The sequence below is a fragment of the Serratia sp. NA_112.1 genome (genome assembly GCF_052691715.1).
In genome coordinates this window covers 386,471-402,066 of sequence record NZ_JBQZFO010000004.1, presented here as the reverse complement: position 1 = coordinate 402,066, position 15,596 = coordinate 386,471, and the positions used below count along the sequence as shown (strand labels likewise).

General features: G+C 55.5%; 15 protein-coding genes. 5 read left to right on the top strand and 10 right to left on the bottom strand.

The window, feature by feature from the left end; genetic code table 11:
- Position 1: 1 nt before the first annotated feature.
- On the bottom strand, positions 2 to 322 hold the full coding sequence (gene ftsB, locus ACUTQ5_RS11960; protein ID WP_085120280.1) for a cell division protein FtsB: 321 nt from the start codon (positions 320 to 322) through the stop codon (positions 2 to 4).
- A gap of 406 nt (positions 323 to 728) precedes the next feature.
- Here ftsB and ACUTQ5_RS11955 point away from each other — a divergent pair, with 406 nt between their 5' ends.
- The 3 genes from ACUTQ5_RS11955 to ACUTQ5_RS11945 all read left to right on the top strand — a co-directional run bounded on the left by ACUTQ5_RS11955 (position 729) and on the right by ACUTQ5_RS11945 (position 3,141).
- Positions 729 to 1,499: a basic amino acid ABC transporter substrate-binding protein gene (locus tag ACUTQ5_RS11955; protein WP_445651422.1), complete on the top strand. Its 771-nt coding sequence runs from the start codon at positions 729 to 731 to the stop codon at positions 1,497 to 1,499.
- Between the two features lie 216 nt (positions 1,500 to 1,715).
- Positions 1,716 to 2,435 carry an amino acid ABC transporter permease gene (locus tag ACUTQ5_RS11950; RefSeq protein WP_445651471.1) on the top strand — a complete coding sequence of 240 codons (720 nt, stop codon included), beginning with the start codon at positions 1,716 to 1,718 and terminating at the stop codon, positions 2,433 to 2,435.
- Positions 2,419 to 3,141: an amino acid ABC transporter ATP-binding protein gene (locus ACUTQ5_RS11945; protein ID WP_445651421.1), complete on the top strand. Its 723-nt coding sequence runs from the start codon at positions 2,419 to 2,421 to the stop codon at positions 3,139 to 3,141. Before ACUTQ5_RS11950 ends, ACUTQ5_RS11945 begins: the two co-directional genes overlap by 17 nt.
- A 52-nt stretch (positions 3,142 to 3,193) precedes the next feature.
- Here ACUTQ5_RS11945 and ACUTQ5_RS11940 read toward each other — a convergent pair whose 3' ends face one another.
- The 5 genes from ACUTQ5_RS11940 to cysG all read right to left on the bottom strand — a co-directional run bounded on the left by ACUTQ5_RS11940 (position 3,194) and on the right by cysG (position 8,014).
- Entirely contained in the window at positions 3,194 to 3,511 is a 318-nt protein-coding gene (locus ACUTQ5_RS11940; RefSeq protein ID WP_445651420.1) for a DUF3561 family protein, read from the bottom strand.
- 84 nt (positions 3,512 to 3,595) lie between these two features.
- Positions 3,596 to 4,225 carry an adenylyl-sulfate kinase gene (cysC, locus tag ACUTQ5_RS11935; protein WP_445651419.1) on the bottom strand — a complete coding sequence of 210 codons (630 nt, stop codon included), beginning with the start codon at positions 4,223 to 4,225 and terminating at the stop codon, positions 3,596 to 3,598.
- Between the two features lies 1 nt (position 4,226).
- The gene (gene cysN / locus ACUTQ5_RS11930; RefSeq protein ID WP_445651418.1) at positions 4,227 to 5,654 is read right to left on the bottom strand and encodes a sulfate adenylyltransferase subunit CysN; all 1,428 of its coding nucleotides are present in this window, start codon (positions 5,652 to 5,654) and stop codon (positions 4,227 to 4,229) included.
- A gap of 11 nt (positions 5,655 to 5,665) precedes the next feature.
- Complete coding sequence (gene cysD / locus ACUTQ5_RS11925; protein WP_012005266.1) at positions 5,666 to 6,574, bottom strand: sulfate adenylyltransferase subunit CysD; 909 nt, start codon at positions 6,572 to 6,574, stop codon at positions 5,666 to 5,668.
- Positions 6,575 to 6,583: 9 nt separating this feature from the next.
- The gene (gene cysG / locus ACUTQ5_RS11920; RefSeq protein ID WP_445651417.1) at positions 6,584 to 8,014 is read right to left on the bottom strand and encodes a siroheme synthase CysG; all 1,431 of its coding nucleotides are present in this window, start codon (positions 8,012 to 8,014) and stop codon (positions 6,584 to 6,586) included.
- Between the two features lie 466 nt (positions 8,015 to 8,480).
- Between cysG and ACUTQ5_RS11915 the strand changes: the two genes are divergently transcribed.
- On the top strand, positions 8,481 to 9,554 hold the full coding sequence (locus tag ACUTQ5_RS11915; protein WP_445651416.1) for an aminopeptidase: 1,074 nt from the start codon (positions 8,481 to 8,483) through the stop codon (positions 9,552 to 9,554).
- Positions 9,555 to 9,615: 61 nt separating this feature from the next.
- Here the strand turns inward: ACUTQ5_RS11915 and ACUTQ5_RS11910 are convergent, their stop codons facing one another.
- From ACUTQ5_RS11910 to cysJ, 3 genes are all read right to left on the bottom strand, one after another.
- Positions 9,616 to 10,350: a phosphoadenylyl-sulfate reductase gene (locus ACUTQ5_RS11910; protein WP_017891640.1), complete on the bottom strand. Its 735-nt coding sequence runs from the start codon at positions 10,348 to 10,350 to the stop codon at positions 9,616 to 9,618.
- Positions 10,351 to 10,421: 71 nt separating this feature from the next.
- The gene (cysI, locus tag ACUTQ5_RS11905) at positions 10,422 to 12,137 is read right to left on the bottom strand and encodes an assimilatory sulfite reductase (NADPH) hemoprotein subunit (RefSeq protein ID WP_445651415.1); all 1,716 of its coding nucleotides are present in this window, start codon (positions 12,135 to 12,137) and stop codon (positions 10,422 to 10,424) included.
- The gene (cysJ, locus tag ACUTQ5_RS11900; protein ID WP_445651414.1) at positions 12,137 to 13,936 is read right to left on the bottom strand and encodes an NADPH-dependent assimilatory sulfite reductase flavoprotein subunit; all 1,800 of its coding nucleotides are present in this window, start codon (positions 13,934 to 13,936) and stop codon (positions 12,137 to 12,139) included. Before cysJ ends, cysI begins: the two co-directional genes overlap by 1 nt.
- A gap of 436 nt (positions 13,937 to 14,372) precedes the next feature.
- On the opposite strand from cysJ, the gene queD reads away from it, so the two are divergent.
- Complete coding sequence (gene queD / locus ACUTQ5_RS11895) at positions 14,373 to 14,732, top strand: 6-carboxytetrahydropterin synthase QueD (RefSeq protein WP_012005257.1); 360 nt, start codon at positions 14,373 to 14,375, stop codon at positions 14,730 to 14,732.
- A gap of 138 nt (positions 14,733 to 14,870) precedes the next feature.
- Here the strand turns inward: queD and queE are convergent, their stop codons facing one another.
- Complete coding sequence (gene queE, locus ACUTQ5_RS11890) at positions 14,871 to 15,542, bottom strand: 7-carboxy-7-deazaguanine synthase QueE (RefSeq protein WP_445651413.1); 672 nt, start codon at positions 15,540 to 15,542, stop codon at positions 14,871 to 14,873.
- Positions 15,543 to 15,596 lie beyond the last annotated feature (54 nt).

Sequence of the window (15,596 nt, the reverse complement as noted above, 5' to 3'; positions counted from 1 at the left end):
GTTACTTTTGTAGGTTATTTTGCGAGGAGGACGCCGCGTTGCGTCTGGATTGGTCAGGAACCAGACGATAGAAAGTCTCACCGGGCTTAATCATGCTCAGTTCATTGCGCGCACGCTCTTCGATCGCTTCCTGACCGCCGTTCAAATCGTCGATTTCGGCGAACAGCTGATCGTTACGCGCTTTCAATTTAGCATTGCTGCCCTGCTGGACCGCAACGTCATCATTGACCCGCACGTAATCGTGAACACCATTTTTGCCCAGCCACAATGAATACTGTAACCAACCGAGCAATACCAGCAATAACAGCGTAAGTTTTCCCATCTCCGCCCCCTGAAAAACCGCCTAATCATCCCACAACTTTTCGTTGGACTCCACACTGGGAACGGCATTTCACCGCCAAATTCAGAGTAGGATGAGAATTTCTTGAGTTTATAACCTAAATTCGCGCCGAAAGCGGCAAAAAAAAGCACTTTCATCCGATAAGTCACCGCTCGACCTCTCCGCATTACCACTCTCAACTCTTCTATCGGTTATGCAGCAAGAAAAACTGACTGCCCCGCCATTTCGCCAACGCTTCTGCCAGGCACTTTCAAAAATTGCATATTTAACACCATTGAAAATCACACTGCCATGTAGGAGTTGTTTTTTTATTTATTGGGAGTTATTTTTATGCACTTATAGTGCATAAATAAATCCAATGAATAACTTTTAATTATCGGGGATAGTGATGTTAAAACGCTTAGTTCTGATTGGTGCCTGCCTGGCCGCCACCCTGTCTGCCTCTGCCCTGGCGGCAGAGCCCACTTACGTCGTCGGCTCCGGCGGTACCTATCGTCCGTTCGAATTCGAAAACAGCAGCAAACAGCTGGAAGGCTTTGATATTGACATCATCAAGGCCGTCGCCAAGGCCGAGGGCTTTCAGGTCAAACTGGTAAATACGCCGTGGGAAGGCATCTTTGCCACGCTGAACTCCGGCGATCGCGACATCATTATTTCCGGCATCACCATTACAGACAAACGCAAGCAAATGGTGGATTTCTCTGCGCCTTACTTCCCGGCGGAGCAGACCATCGTGGTCCCCAAAGACTCTCGAGTGAACTCAATCGCCGCGCTGAAAGCGCTGAAAGTTGGCGTGGTGAATTCCAGCACTGGCGACATCGTGGTCTCCGACGTGCTGGGTAAAAACAGCACCGCCATCAAACGTTTCGACAATACCCCGCTGCTGCTGCAGGAACTGTACGAAGACGGTATCGGCGCAGCCGTGGGCGACGTTGGCGTGGCCAAGTTCTACATCAAAACCCACCCGGAAAAAGAGTTCAAACTGGTGTCAGACGCCAAATTCGAACGCCAGTATTTCGGCATTGCCGTTGCCAAAGGCAACGATGAACTACGTGCCAAGATCAACGCCGGCCTGAAGAAAATCATCGCCGACGGCACCTACGCCAAAATTTACCAGACCTGGTTTGACAGCAACGTGCCGACACTGCCTGCCGAGTGAATTAACTGACGCCTACCTGCTGATCGGCAGGCGTAACGAGCTAAGTCATATTGGGTGCGGACAGCGCACAGCCACCGGAGTGGACACGCAGTCCATGAGGATGGCGAGCACTGCCCAATCCCAAGATGACGACGCGTAGTAGCCTGAACATTTTTTAAGAAGGATCCGACCTTGAATTTCCGTTGGGAGATTATCCAGGAGTATGCCCCGCTGTTTATGGAAGGTGCCTGGATGACCATAAAATGCACCATTATCTGCGTGATACTGGGCACCACCTGGGGGCTGCTCCTGGGATTAGGCCGTCTGGCGCAAGCGCCGCATGGCATCTGGAAACCGATACTGCATTACGGCGTACAGTGGCCAGTGCGCATTTATATCAGCGCCTTCCGCGGTACACCGCTGTTCGTGCAGATCATGGTGGTGCATTTCGCCCTGGTGCCGCTGTTTATCAACCCGCGTGACGGCCTGCTGGTCACCAACGGCCTGATGAGCAGTGATTTCGCCCGTTCGCTGCGCTCCGACTACGGCGCGTTTCTCTCCTGCGTGGTGGCTATCACGCTCAACGCCGGTGCCTACGTCTCGGAAATTTTCCGCGCCGGTATTCAGTCAATCGATCGCGGTCAGATGGAAGCTTCGCGCTCGCTGGGCATGGGCTACGGCAAAACCATGCGCAAGGTGATCCTGCCGCAGGCCTTCCGTCGCATGCTGCCACCGCTGGGCAACAACGCCATTGCCATCGTCAAGGACTCCTCACTGGCCTCCGCCATCGGCCTGGCCGATTTGGCCTATGCAGCCCGGACGGTTTCCGGTGCCTATGCCACCTATTGGGAGCCCTACCTGACTATTTCGCTGGTCTATTGGGTCCTCACCTTCCTGCTTTCGCTGATGGTGCAACACATGGAAAAGAGGTTCGGGAAAAGTGATTCGCGTACATAACCTGCAAAAACAATTCGGCGAAAGCCACGTACTGCGTGGTATCTCCTGCGAGATAGCAGCCAACGAAGTAGTCTGCGTCATCGGCCCGTCCGGTTCCGGTAAAAGCACCTTTCTGCGCTGTATCAACGCGCTGGAGACGCTTTCCGGCGGTGAAATTCTGGTGAACGGGTTTGCCATTCACAGCCAGAAAACCGATATCAATAAAATGCGCGAGAGCGTGGGGATGGTATTTCAGCGCTTTAACCTGTTCCCGCATATGACGGTGCTGGAGAACATTATTATGGCACCGATGGGGGTGAAAAAACTGTCGCGCGGCGACGCTATCCTACGTGCAGAAGCGCTGTTACGTAAAGTGGGTCTGTTGGACAAGATTGATGCCTATCCCAGCAGCCTGTCCGGCGGCCAACAACAACGGGTAGCAATCGCCCGGGCGCTGGCAATGGAGCCGAAAATCATGTTGTTCGACGAACCCACCTCAGCGCTTGATCCCGAGTTGGTCGGCGAAGTTTTGGCGGTGATGAAGTCATTGGCACACGAAGGCATGACCATGGTGGTGGTCACCCACGAGATGGGCTTTGCCCGTGAAGTGGCCGATCGGGTGCTGTTTATTGATCAGGGGATCATTCAGGAAGAAGGCACACCGCAGCAGATTTTCAGCAACCCTGCCAACCCACGCACTCAGGCTTTTCTAAGCAAAGTTTTGTAACCTTCGGCACGGCTTTGCAATGCTTCGGGCGCAGGCAACTGCGCCCACTCTCTCACCAACCGGTCAGAAAACTGAATACCAGCCAGAACAGACACAGCACGATAGCGCCGGTCAGCAACAGCGTCAGGATCAGGCGGCTGCGCAACAGCATGCTGAGCGTGATGCCAATCAGTACCGATACCGGCATCAGGGCCAGGAAGAACGGCCAGGTGTAGAGCAGGAAGAAGAGCGTGTTGGAACCGTAGACCACAAAGGGCACCGCGAACGCCAGCCAGTAGAAAACAAAGCCGCAGACGCCGCCCAGGAAAGAATAGGAGGGCTCCTCTTTCTCCTGGTTTGAGTCAATCAAGATAGGCGAGACATTTTGCATAGTGTTCCCTGGTTATTCGGCACGCTCTCCGGCGGGCTTAGCGTAAAAAGCGTATGGTACAAAACGCCACACGCTTTTCTGAATTCAGGGTTTGATAATAGCCCGACCACGCAGCACGTCTAACAATTGCGCAATCAAATTTGTTACCAATTGTTGGCCGTCAAGGTGAATATCCGGCAGTTGCGGCGCCTCGTAAACCGAGTCGATTCCGGTGAAATTACGCAGCTCTCCGGCCCGAGCTTTTTTGTACAATCCCTTCGGATCGCGCTGCTCACAAATCGCCAGCGGCGTGTCGACGAACACCTCAATAAAGCGATCTTCATCGAGCAATTCGCGCACCATCTGCCGTTCTGCCCGGTGCGGTGAAATAAACGCGGTGAGCACCACCAGCCCGGCATCCACCATCAGTTTGGACACTTCACCCACACGGCGAATATTCTCGCGCCGATCGTCGTCGGAGAATCCCAGATCGCGGCACAAACCGTGACGCACGTTATCGCCATCCAGCAAATAGGTGCTGACGCCCAGAGCATGCAGCGCCTGCTCCAGCGCACCGGCAACGGTGGATTTACCCGAGCCGGACAGCCCGGTAAACCACAACACCACGCCTTTATGGCCATTTCGGGCTTCGCGATCCACACGCGCTACCGCATGCGGATGCCAGACCACGTTGTCATCATCCGGCCCGGTTGGTCGTTGCTCTACGTCGGTCACGTTACTTGCCCCCGATAAGGTCACGTGCGCCCCAATGCGGGAAGTGTTTACGCACCAGGGCGTTCAGTTCCAGCTCGAATGCGCTGAAGTCGCCAGTGGCTGCCTGAGCGTCCTGCAAGGTTTCGCGGATCAACCCGGCGCCAACCGTAACGTTACTCAGGCGATCGATAAAGATAAATCCACCGGTGTCATGATTATGCTGATAGCTGTCCAGCACCAACGGCTCGTCGAAGGTCAGTTCCACCAGGCCAATGCCGTTCAGCGGCAAGGTGTCGGCCTGATGCTGGGCCAGCGAGTTGATTTCAACCTGGTGGCGAATGCCTTCCACCCGTGCACGAGTCTTTTTGCCAGCGACCTTGATGTCGTAGCTCTGCCCCGGTAACAGCGGCTTCTCGGCCATCCACACCACGTCAACCAGTGCGCTTTGCGCCGCCTGCAGGGTTTCCCCGGCATCGACCAGCAAATCGCCGCGGCTGATGTCCACTTCATCCTTCAGCACCAAGGTTATCGCCTCACCCGGTACCGCTTCCTGTAAATCACCATCAAAGGTGACAATACGTGCAACGGTGGATTCCACGCCGGAAGGCAACACCTTCACGCGCTGGCCCACGCGTACGACACCGGCCGATAGGGTGCCTGCATAGCCACGGAAATCCAGGTTCGGACGGTTAACATATTGTACCGGAAAACGCAGCGGTTGCGTTTCGCGCTCGCTAATCACATCCACGCTTTCCAATACCTGCAGCAACGTAGGGCCGTTGTACCAAGGCATCTGGATGCTTTCGCTGGCCACGTTATCGCCGTCCAGTGCCGACAGCGGGACAAACTTGATATCCAGATCCTTTGGCAACTGCTGAGCGAAGGTCAGATAATCCTGCTTGAACTGCTCGAATACCGACTCTTTGTAATCCACCAGATCCATCTTGTTGACCGCCACTACCAAATGGCGAATGCCCAGTAACGTGGCAATAAAGCTGTGTCGGCGGGTTTGATCCAGCACGCCTTTACGCGCGTCAATCAGCAGAATGGCCAGATCGCAGGTGGAAGCACCGGTCGCCATATTACGGGTGTACTGCTCATGCCCAGGGGTATCGGCGATAATAAATTTGCGCTTTTCAGTCGAGAAATAGCGATAGGCCACGTCAATGGTGATGCCCTGCTCGCGCTCGGCCTGCAGGCCGTCGACCAGCAATGCCAGATCGAGCTTTTCGCCCTGGGTGCCAATGCGCTTGCTGTCACTGTGCAGCGTGGACAGCTGATCTTCGTAGATCTGGCGGGTATCATGCAGCAGGCGGCCGATCAGGGTGCTTTTACCGTCATCGACGCTGCCGCAGGTCAGGAATCGTAACAGGCTTTTATGTTGCTGCGCGTACAGGTAAGACTCGACCCCGCCCTGTTCAGCGATTTGTTGTGCAATTGCGTTGTTCATCCGGCGGCTCCTTAGAAATACCCTTGACGCTTTTTCAGCTCCATCGAGCCGGACTGATCGCGGTCGATCATCCGTCCCTGGCGCTCACTGGTGGTGGATACCAACATCTCTTCGATGATTTCCGGCAGCGTTTGCGCTTCGGACTCCACCGCGCCGGTCAGCGGCCAGCAACCCAGGGTGCGGAAGCGCACCATGCGCTGGCTGATCACTTCGCCCGGCTGCAGATCAATGCGATCGTCGTCCACCATCAACAGCATGCCGTCGCGTTCTACCACCGGGCGTGGTTTCGCCAGGTACAAAGGAATGATGTCGATCTTTTCCAGGAAAATGTATTGCCAGATATCTAGCTCGGTCCAGTTCGACAGTGGGAACACACGAATGCTCTCGCCCTTATTGATCTGACCGTTGTAGTTGTGCCACAGCTCCGGGCGCTGGTTTTTCGGATCCCAACGGTGGAAGCGGTCGCGGAAAGAATAGATTCGCTCTTTGGCGCGTGATTTTTCTTCGTCACGGCGAGCGCCACCAAAGGCGGCATCAAAACCGTATTTGTTCAGCGCCTGCTTCAGGCCTTCGGTTTTCATGATATCGGTGTGCTTGGCACTGCCGTGAACGAACGGGTTGATGCCCATCGCCACGCCTTCCGGATTTTTGTGTACCAGCAGCTCAAAACCGTATTCCTTGGCGGTGCGGTCACGAAACTGGTACATCTCGCTGAATTTCCAGCCGGTATCCACATGCAGCAGAGGGAACGGCAGCGTGCCGGGGAAGAAGGCCTTACGCGCCAGGTGCAGCATCACGGAAGAGTCTTTACCGATGGAATAAAGCATCACCGGGTTGCCGAATTCAGCGGCGACTTCACGGATGATATGGATACTCTCCGCCTCCAATTGCCGCAAATGAGTGAGTCGTTTTTCGTCCATAACAGATCCTTAAGCCAAATTCACGACGGCTGGGCGTGATACCCCTTCCGCCTGCGGTTGATGCCCAAACCAGGCGATTTGGTGATGTAATTCCACCACTTCGCCGATCACCAGCAGCGCCGGTAACGGTGCCTGTTGAGCCAATTGTTCGAGTTGTTGCAACGTGCCGGTTTGCACCAGTTGATCCGCGCGGGTGCCACGACTGATTACCGCCACCGGCGTTGTGGCCGCACGCCCATGAGCTATCAGGCGCTGGCTGATATCCGCCGCCTTCATGGTGCCCATGTAGATAGCCAGAGTCTGGCGCGCACGCGCCAAATCTGCCCAGTCCAGCCCATCGCCGTCGGGACGACAGTGGCCAGTGATAAAGGTAACGCTTTGTGCGTGATCGCGGTGCGTCAGCGGGATACCGGCATAGGCGGTTGCCCCGGCGGCGGCCGTTACTCCCGGTACCACCTGGAACGGAATACCCGCGGCGGCGGCCACCTGTAACTCTTCACCACCGCGGCCAAAGATAAAGGGATCGCCCCCCTTCAGCCGCACCACACGTTTGCCCTGCCGTGCCAGTTCCACCAGCAGACGATTGGTTTCTTCCTGGATCACCGAGTGTGCACCGGCGCGTTTACCCACGCAGATGCGTTCGGCATCGCGCCGAACCAAATCAAGGATTTCATCGCTGACCAGATGGTCGTACAGCACCACGTCGGCCTGCTGCATCACCTGCAGCCCTCGCAGGGTCAGTAACCCCACTTCGCCCGGCCCGGCCCCCACCAGGGCAATTTCGCCCTGAGTGCCTTCGCTGCCCTGTGCAAACTGCTCTAAGTCCTGCTCCAGTTGCCGCTGCGCCTCGGCGGTTTGGCCATTGGCCACCAGCGTTGCGAAGCGGCCGCCAAAGGTTTTTTCCCAAAAGCGGCGGCGTTCGCCAATGGCATGCAGCCGTTGCTTCACCTGACCGCGCCAGCGCCCGGCGACCTCAGCCATCTGTCCCAGACTGGCGGGCAACAAGGCCTCAAGTTTTTCACGCAGCATGCGTGCCAGCACCGGTGCCTGACCGCTGGAAGAGACGGCTACCACCAAGGGTGAACGGTCGATAATCGACGGGAAGATAAACGAACAGCGCGGCTGATCGTCCACTACGTTGGCCAGCACCCGGCGTTTATCCGCCTCGCTAAACACCTCGGCATTCAGCGCACTGTCATCGGTGGCGGCAATCACCAGGAACACCTCATCGAGTTGCTCAGCGGCAAAAGCCTGCCCCAGCCAGTAGATTTGCCCCTGCTGACGCAGTTGTTCGAGTATCGGTGAGAGTGACTGCGCAACTATCCGTATTTCAGCCCCGGCACGCAGGAGGAAGTCAACTTTGCGCGCAGCCACTTCACCGCCGCCAACGACCAACACCGGACGTTGTTTTAGGTCGGCAAATATAGGTAGATAGTCCACAACAGCCTTTTCATCTATGCAGAAGGATAGTGTGACTATACGGGCTGAGATTTAGCCTCTGAAATGACGAAAAGGAATGACTAGTTCTTTTATGGAATATAGGCCGCAGTGTCAGGGTTTGCGGCGGTTTCACGCTGGCAAGACCGCAGTCATTATCCAGACTGCTCCTGTTATCGCACTTGTCCAGCATCGGGGTTTCTCCTTCGATCCGTATGAACCTTACCTTTGGAGAAAAAACCACACTATAATCATGGCTAAATATCAATTCCCGTAAAATGCCCGGCATTTCGCAAAGTATTTTGCTCGGAACAAAGTTAGACATCATAAGTTGCACACCGTACCGAAATTTTGCCTGTGCCGCGTAAATTTAAGAGCGCTGGAAATTGTTTAATCTGCCGCCGAGTCTCATACTGAGGGCCGCAAAAAGAATCGGTATTACCGACATTAAAAAGAAGGATTTTTCGGTATGTTTTCCCGCTTTTATCTGAAGGCCGGCCTGCTGATGGCAGTGCTCGGCGGTGTTTTCAGCGTTTCTGCCGCCACACAGACCGCGAAAGATCTCCCGATGGGTAAATTCGCCGCTGACCAAATCCGTCATATCGCTACCTATTTCCCCGGCCGTATGGCAGGTAGCCCGGCCGAGTTGCTCACCGCAGACTATCTCAACCAGCAGTTCAGCAAGATGGGTTACCAGAGCGATATCCGCAGCTTCAATACCCGCTATCTCTACACCACTAAAGACGGCAAAAAGAACTGGAATAATGTTACCGCCAGCTCAGTGATCGCCGCTAAAAATGGCAGCAATCCGCAGCAAATTCTGATCGTGGCGCATTTTGATACCTATACGCCACAAAGCGACGCCGATCTGGATAACAACCTCGGCGGCCTGACGCTACAGGGGGTCGATGACAATGCCTCCGGCATCGGCGTAATGCTGGAGTTGGCAGAGCGCCTGAAGAACATTCCCACGACTTACGGCCTGCGCTTTGTTGCCACCAGCGCGGAAGAGATCGGCTCATTGGGGGCGCAGAACTATCTGCAGCGCATGAGCCCGGAAGAAAAACGCAATACGGTGCTGGTGATTAACCTCGACAGCCTGATCACCGGCGATCGCCTGTATTTCAACACCGGTCGCAACACGCCACCGAAGCTGGCGAAACAAAGCCGCGATCGTGCACTGGACATTGCCCACCGCTATGGCATTGCCGCCGCCACTAACCCGGGCAGCCAGGAGCATCCGAAAGGCACCGGCTGCTGTTCCGATCAGGAAGTATTTGATAAAGCCGCTATTCCGGTGCTGTCCGTAGAAGCCACCAACTGGTCGCTGGGCAACAAAGACGGCTATCAGCAACGTGCCGTCAGCCCACACTTCCCACAGGGCATGAGTTGGCACCGCCCACAGTACGATAATCTGCAATACTTGGAGCGTAATCTGCCAGGACGAATCGACAAGCGCAGCCGCGAGAGCGTGCAGATCCTGTTGCCGCTGATCAAAGAGCTGGCGCGGGCGCATCCGCCGAAAGCAGCAAAGAAAAAGTAATCCCCCACAGAAACACCAAGGGCCCAGCCAATGCTGAGCCTTTGGTCAGTTTAATCGGATATTAGCCTTCGTGCAGGCCGCACTCGCGCTTCAGGCCGAAGAAGCGGGTTTCTTCCTCGCTCATGCCCGGTTCCCATTTCTGCGTGGTATGGGTATCCCCGACCGACAGATAGCCTTGTTCCCACAGCGGGTGATAACTCAGGCCGTGCTCGGTCAGGTACTGATAAATCTTGCGGTTGTCCCAGTCGATAATCGGCAGGATCTTGAACACCCCGCGCTGTACCGCTAACACCGGCAGGTGAGCACGACTGCCTGATTGTTCGCGACGCAGGCCGGCAAACCATGTCTGCCCGCCGAGGGTTTCCAGCGCGCGGTTCATCGGCTCAACCTTGTTAATTTGGTTGTATTTCTCAATCCCCTCAACGCCCTGCTCCCACAGTTTGCCGTAGCGTGCCTCCTGCCAGGCAGGCGACTGCTCGGCACGGAACACCTGCAGGTTCAACTTCAGTTTGTCGGCCAACTGATCGATAAACTGATAGGTTTCCGGGAACAGATAGCCTGTATCGGTGAGGATCACCGGGATATCCGGCTTGATCCGGGTTACCAAATGCAGACACACCGCCGCCTGGATGCCAAAGCTTGAGGAGAGTACAAACTCGCCCGGCAAATGCTCCAGCGCCCATTCGACACGTTGCTCGGCAGAAAGAGTTTCCAACTGACCATTAACCACCGCCAGTGCCAACGCCTGCCCTGATTTGGGCAGCGCATTGAGCTCCGCCAGATTGAATTCAGCCATGTTGCCTGCCTCCTGATGCTTGAATCATACCGCGCAGATCCAGCCCCCTGTATCAGCGGGGCCAAATGGCGTCAGTCCCAGAAATCCTGCGCCGGATCAACCACTGGCTTGACCACACCGGCGCGAATGGTGAAATCACCAAAGCCCTCGCCTGCCGTGCGCTCAGTGGCCCAACGGCCTACCAGTTGGTCAATCTCACGCAGAATTTCTTCTTCGTTAATATTTTCACGATACATACGCGGTATACGCGTGCCTTCCCGGTTACCGCCCAAATGCAGGTTATAGCGACCTACCGCTTTACCCACCAGGCCAATCTCCGCCAGCAGCGCGCGGCCACAGCCATTCGGGCAGCCGGTGATGCGCAATACGATATGCTCGTCCCCCACGCCGTGCCGATGCAGGATCCCTTCCACCTTGGTGACGAACTCAGGCAGAAAACGCTCGGCCTCCGCCATGGCTAACGGGCAGGTTGGGAAGGATACGCAAGCCATCGAGTTTTGGCGCTGTACGCTGACCCCATCGTCGATCAGGCCATGATCCCGCGCCAGCGCTTCGATCTTCGCCTTCTCGCTTTCCGGCACACCGGCGACGATCAAGTTCTGGTTGGCAGTCAGGCGGAAATCCCCTTTATGGATACGCGCAATCTCGGCAACGCCGGTTTTCAGCGGACGCCCCGGGTAATCCAACAACCGACCGTTCTCAATAAACAGCGTCAGGTGCCATTGGTTATCGATACCTTTCACCCAACCAATGCGATCGCCACGACCGGTGAATTCGTACGGGCGGATCGGCTCAAATGTGATACCTGCACGTTTTTCTACTTCGGCGCGGAAAATATCCACCCCGACGCGCTCCAGCGTGTATTTGGTTTTGGCATTTTTACGATCGGTACGATTACCCCAGTCGCGCTGGGTGGTCACTACCGCTTCGGCGACCGCCAGCGTGTGTTCCAGCGGGATGTAGCCGAATTCGCTGGCCTGGCGTGCATAAGTTTTCTTGTTGCCATGTTCTATCGACAGGCCGCCACCTACCAACAGGTTGAAGCCCACCAACTTGCCGTTTTTGGCGATCGCCACAAAGTTCATGTCGTTGGCGTGCAGGTCAACGTCGTTTTGCGGCGGGATCACCACCGTGGTTTTAAACTTGCGTGGCAGGTAGGTCGCACCGAGGATCGGCTCTTCGTCGGTGGTCGCCACTTTTTCCTGATCCAGCCACACTTCTGCGTAGGCGCGGGTGCGCGGCAACAGGTGTTCGGAAATCTTCTTCGCCCATTCGTAGGCTTCCTGATGCAGCTCTGACTCCACCGGGTTAGAAGTACAAAGCACGTTGCGGTTAACGTCGTTGGCGGTAGCCAGCGCGTCCAGCCCCAGGCGGCCCAGCAGTTGGTGAACCGGCTTAACGTTGCCCTTCAAAATGCCATGGAACTGGAAGGTCTGGCGGTTGGTGATACGAATGCTGCCGTACAGGGTGCTTTCCTGCGCGAACTTATCAATACCCAGCCACTGCTGAGGAGAGATAATTCCCCCCGGCAGACGGCAGCGCAGCATCATCGCGTGGCGCGGCTCCAGCTTCTGCTCGGCACGTTCGGCACGGATATCACGGTCGTCCTGCTGGTACATGCCGTGAAAACGGATCAGCAGGAAGTTGTCACCGGTAAAGCCACCGGTCAGGCCATCCTTCAAATCTTCAGCGATGGTGCCGCGCAGGAAGTTGCTTTCTTTCTTCAAACGCTCGGCATCGGCCAATTTGCCTTCAACCACCAGAGGCCCTGGGTGTTTATCACTCATCAGTAAACATCTCGCTGATAACGGCGCTCAAGGCGCAGCTCACTTAAAAATTCATCCGCCAGCTCGGTATCCATACCACCGTGCTCGGCCACCAGTTCCAGTAATGTGTTTTCTACGTCTTTTGCCATGCGGTTGGCATCGCCACAGACGTAAATATGCGCGCCTTCCTGGATCCAACGCCATACCTCTGCGCCCTGTTCGCGCAGTTTGTCTTGTACGTAGACTTTATGCTGTTGATCGCGCGACCAGGCCAGATCGATGCGGGTCAGCAGGCCATCCTTAACATAGCGCTGCCATTCGACCTGATACAGGAAATCTTCGGTAAAGTGCGGGTTGCCGAAGAACAGCCAATTCTTACCGGCGGCACCGTCAGCGTCACGCTGCTGCATAAAGGCGCGGAACGGCGCAATGCCGGTACCGGGGCCAATCATGATCACCGGCGTTTCCGGGTTGGCCGGCAGGCGGAAGTTGTCGTTGTGCTCGATGAACACCCGCACATCGCCATCTTCTTCCAGGCGATCAGCCAAGAAGCTGGAAGCGCCTCCGGCACGAGCACGACCGTCGATGTCGTAGCGCACCACGCCAACGGTAACGTGCACTTCGTTTTCGTTTTCAGCCTGCGACGAAGCGATGGAATACAGGCGCGGCGTCAACGGACGCAGCAGGCCAATCAACTGTTCGGCGTTGAGATCGGCCGGTGCCTGACGCACCATATCGACAATCGGCGTATTGTGCGCGTAATGCTGCAGCGCAGCTTTATCTGCCAGCAGGCCAATCAGCTTCTCATCACGCGACAGCGCCGCGTATTTGTCGACGATCAGCGTAGTGTTCTGCGTCAATTCGAAATGGCTGCGCAACGCTTGCGCCAGCGGCAGAGTTTTACCTTCGACCTCCACCGGCTCGTCGCCTTTCAGCCATAGCAGTTGTACCAGTTCGTCCACCAGCGCAGGATCGTTATCGAACCAGACGCCCAGCGCGTCACCCGGTCGGTAGCGCAGACCAGAATCGCCCAGATCAATCTCGATATGGCGTACGTCTTTATCTGACGCACGGCCGGTAATTTTTTGTTTCACCGCCAGTTGCGCGGTCAACGGCTGTTCTTTGCTGTACGGGCTGCTGCCCGGCAGATCAACTGCGCCGCTGGCCAACACGCCCGGTGCAGCATTTTCCGCCGGCGCGCGTGCTTTCAGCACTGCCACTACCTGTTTACGCCAGGCAGTGGCCAGTTCCTGATATTCCACATCGGCGTCAACCCGCTCAACCAGGCGCTCTGCCCCCAGTTCGGCCAGCTTGCCATCGAAGTCTTTACCCGACTGACAGAAGTTTTCGTAGGAAGTGTCCCCCAGGCCGAATACCGCAAACGCGGTTTCGTTTAGCTTGGGTGCCTTCTTCGAGAACAGGAATTTATGCAGCGCTACCGCCTCTTCCGCTGGCTCGCCTTCCCCCTGCGTAGAGGCGACGATCACCAGCAAACGTTCCTGGGCAATCTGTTTGAACTTGTAGTCACCGGCATTCACCAGGGTGACGCTCAGCTTGGCGGCCAACAGATCGTCGCGCAGCTGTTCCGCCAGACGGCGTGCATTGCCAGTCTGTGAAGCAGAGATCAGCGTGATGCTGGCGGCAGCGGAAGCTACCGGCGCAATGGCAACGCTGCCCGGCTGTTGATTTACCATTCCCCAGAAATAACCTGACAGCCACGCCAGTTGCGTTGATGAATATTCACCAATCGCTGCCTGCAGGCTTGAGAGCTGTTCGGGCGTCAGCGGGAGCAAAGATGTTGGAGGTGCCTGAGTCGTCATTGCAGTACTTATTTCCTATACATGGCACCTATCCAGCCAGGTGCTCGCCAGTGTCAGCCGCCTTTTTTCGTTCGGTCTGCGGTCCTGAAAAGATCAGGAGAGTTTGTAAGGTTACCCAGCCGATTGGCAACGATTAAATAAGGGATAGCAATAAATAATAACTAAAATGACTAAGCTGTTTTTCTGGTAACGGATAGTGCTTAAAGCGCTAAGCGGATTTTTTTATCCACATGAAAATTAAACCGTTTTTTTGACTATTGTTGAATGAATCGCATTTAGCACTCATTACCCCAATCGATAGGTCTCATTCATACCAAACAAAAAAAGTGTTAAGCCAACTTTGCTCGCGCTACCGATAGACCAAAGCGGTATAAATGGCAAGCAAGCTCCGTTTCCGGTAAACTTCGGCGGTTTTTGAGTCAATGAGGCCGTAATAATGGCAACCACGCTGTTTAAAGATTTTCAGTTTGAAGCCGCACACCGCTTGCCGAACGTAGCGGAGGGCCATAAATGCGGCCGTCTGCATGGGCATTCGTTTATGGTGCGTCTGGAAGTGACCGGTGAAGTGGATGCACACACCGGTTGGGTGATGGATTTCGCCGAGCTTAAAGCCGTGTTCTCCCCAATCTGGGAGCGCCTGGATCACAATTATCTCAATGATATTCCAGGATTGGAAAATCCCACCAGCGAAGTCCTTGCAGCCTGGATTTGGCAGCAGCTCAAACCCCAGTTGCCGGAACTGACTGCGGTGATGGTGAAAGAGACTTGTACCGCAGGATGCGTATATAAAGGCTGATCCCCTTCATACTTGAAGTGGCATCGGTGTTGGCTGCGCTCACTCCCCCGAATCACTGACCGATGTCAGCTCATCGGGCTTCGTTTGCTGGCCGCCTTGATGCCACTCCAATTATTTCGGGATCTGGTTTAACCGTTCTTAAGCAATATTCAAATACTTATGCGTTTGCATCGACAGGCGCCAGTTGCGCGCTATGCAGGTTTCAATACACAGGCGGGTCGCCTCTTCCTTCTGACTGATCGGCTGCAATGCGATAATCCGTGGTTTCTCATCGTGCAGGGTCGCCAGCAGCGCATCCAGCGCTTCAATATCACGCTCGCGTCCGACCGGATGCTTCACTTCATCAGCACGTTGCAAAGCCTGACTCAACACCTTCATGCCACCGCGCATATTCACCTTGGGTGAAACCGTTACCCAGGTTTTCGCCGAACATTGGATCTCATGAGTGCCGCTGGTTTCAATCTGGCAACCATAGCCATCGTCTTCCAGCAATTCGGTCAGCGGGGTCAGATCGTAAATGCAGGGTTCGCCGCCGGTGATCACCACGTGGCGAGCGGTGTAGCCTTGTTGGCGAATGACTGCCAGTAACTGCTCGGCACTGGCGCTGCCCCAGGCATCGCTCTCTTCGGTTTTCACCAGAATCCGTTGCATATCCACTTCCCGATTGGCTTCCTTTTCCCAGGTATGTTTGGTATCGCACCAGCTGCATCCTACCGGGCAGCCCTGCAGACGGATAAAAATGGCCGGAACGCCGGTAAAAAAGCCTTCGCCCTGCAAGGTTTGGAACATTTCATTAATCGGGTACTGCATCGGTTTCTCAATCTGGATAGGTAAAAAGGGATTATCGCAGATTCCAGCCCGGCG

Coding starts and splice junctions, on each gene's coding strand:
- ftsB (WP_085120280.1), bottom strand. CDS start 322: ATGGGAAAACTTACGCTGTTATTGCTGGTATTGCTCGGTTGGTTACAG.
- ACUTQ5_RS11955 (WP_445651422.1), top strand. CDS start 729: ATGTTAAAACGCTTAGTTCTGATTGGTGCCTGCCTGGCCGCCACCCTG.
- ACUTQ5_RS11950 (WP_445651471.1), top strand. CDS start 1,716: ATGGAAGGTGCCTGGATGACCATAAAATGCACCATTATCTGCGTGATA.
- ACUTQ5_RS11940 (WP_445651420.1), bottom strand. CDS start 3,511: ATGCAAAATGTCTCGCCTATCTTGATTGACTCAAACCAGGAGAAAGAG.
- cysN (WP_445651418.1), bottom strand. CDS start 5,654: ATGAACAACGCAATTGCACAACAAATCGCTGAACAGGGCGGGGTCGAG.
- cysD (WP_012005266.1), bottom strand. CDS start 6,574: ATGGACGAAAAACGACTCACTCATTTGCGGCAATTGGAGGCGGAGAGT.
- ACUTQ5_RS11915 (WP_445651416.1), top strand. CDS start 8,481: ATGTTTTCCCGCTTTTATCTGAAGGCCGGCCTGCTGATGGCAGTGCTC.
- ACUTQ5_RS11910 (WP_017891640.1), bottom strand. CDS start 10,350: ATGGCTGAATTCAATCTGGCGGAGCTCAATGCGCTGCCCAAATCAGGG.
- cysI (WP_445651415.1), bottom strand. CDS start 12,137: ATGAGTGATAAACACCCAGGGCCTCTGGTGGTTGAAGGCAAATTGGCC.
- cysJ (WP_445651414.1), bottom strand. CDS start 13,936: ATGACGACTCAGGCACCTCCAACATCTTTGCTCCCGCTGACGCCCGAA.
- queD (WP_012005257.1), top strand. CDS start 14,373: ATGGCAACCACGCTGTTTAAAGATTTTCAGTTTGAAGCCGCACACCGC.
- queE (WP_445651413.1), bottom strand. CDS start 15,542: ATGCAGTACCCGATTAATGAAATGTTCCAAACCTTGCAGGGCGAAGGC.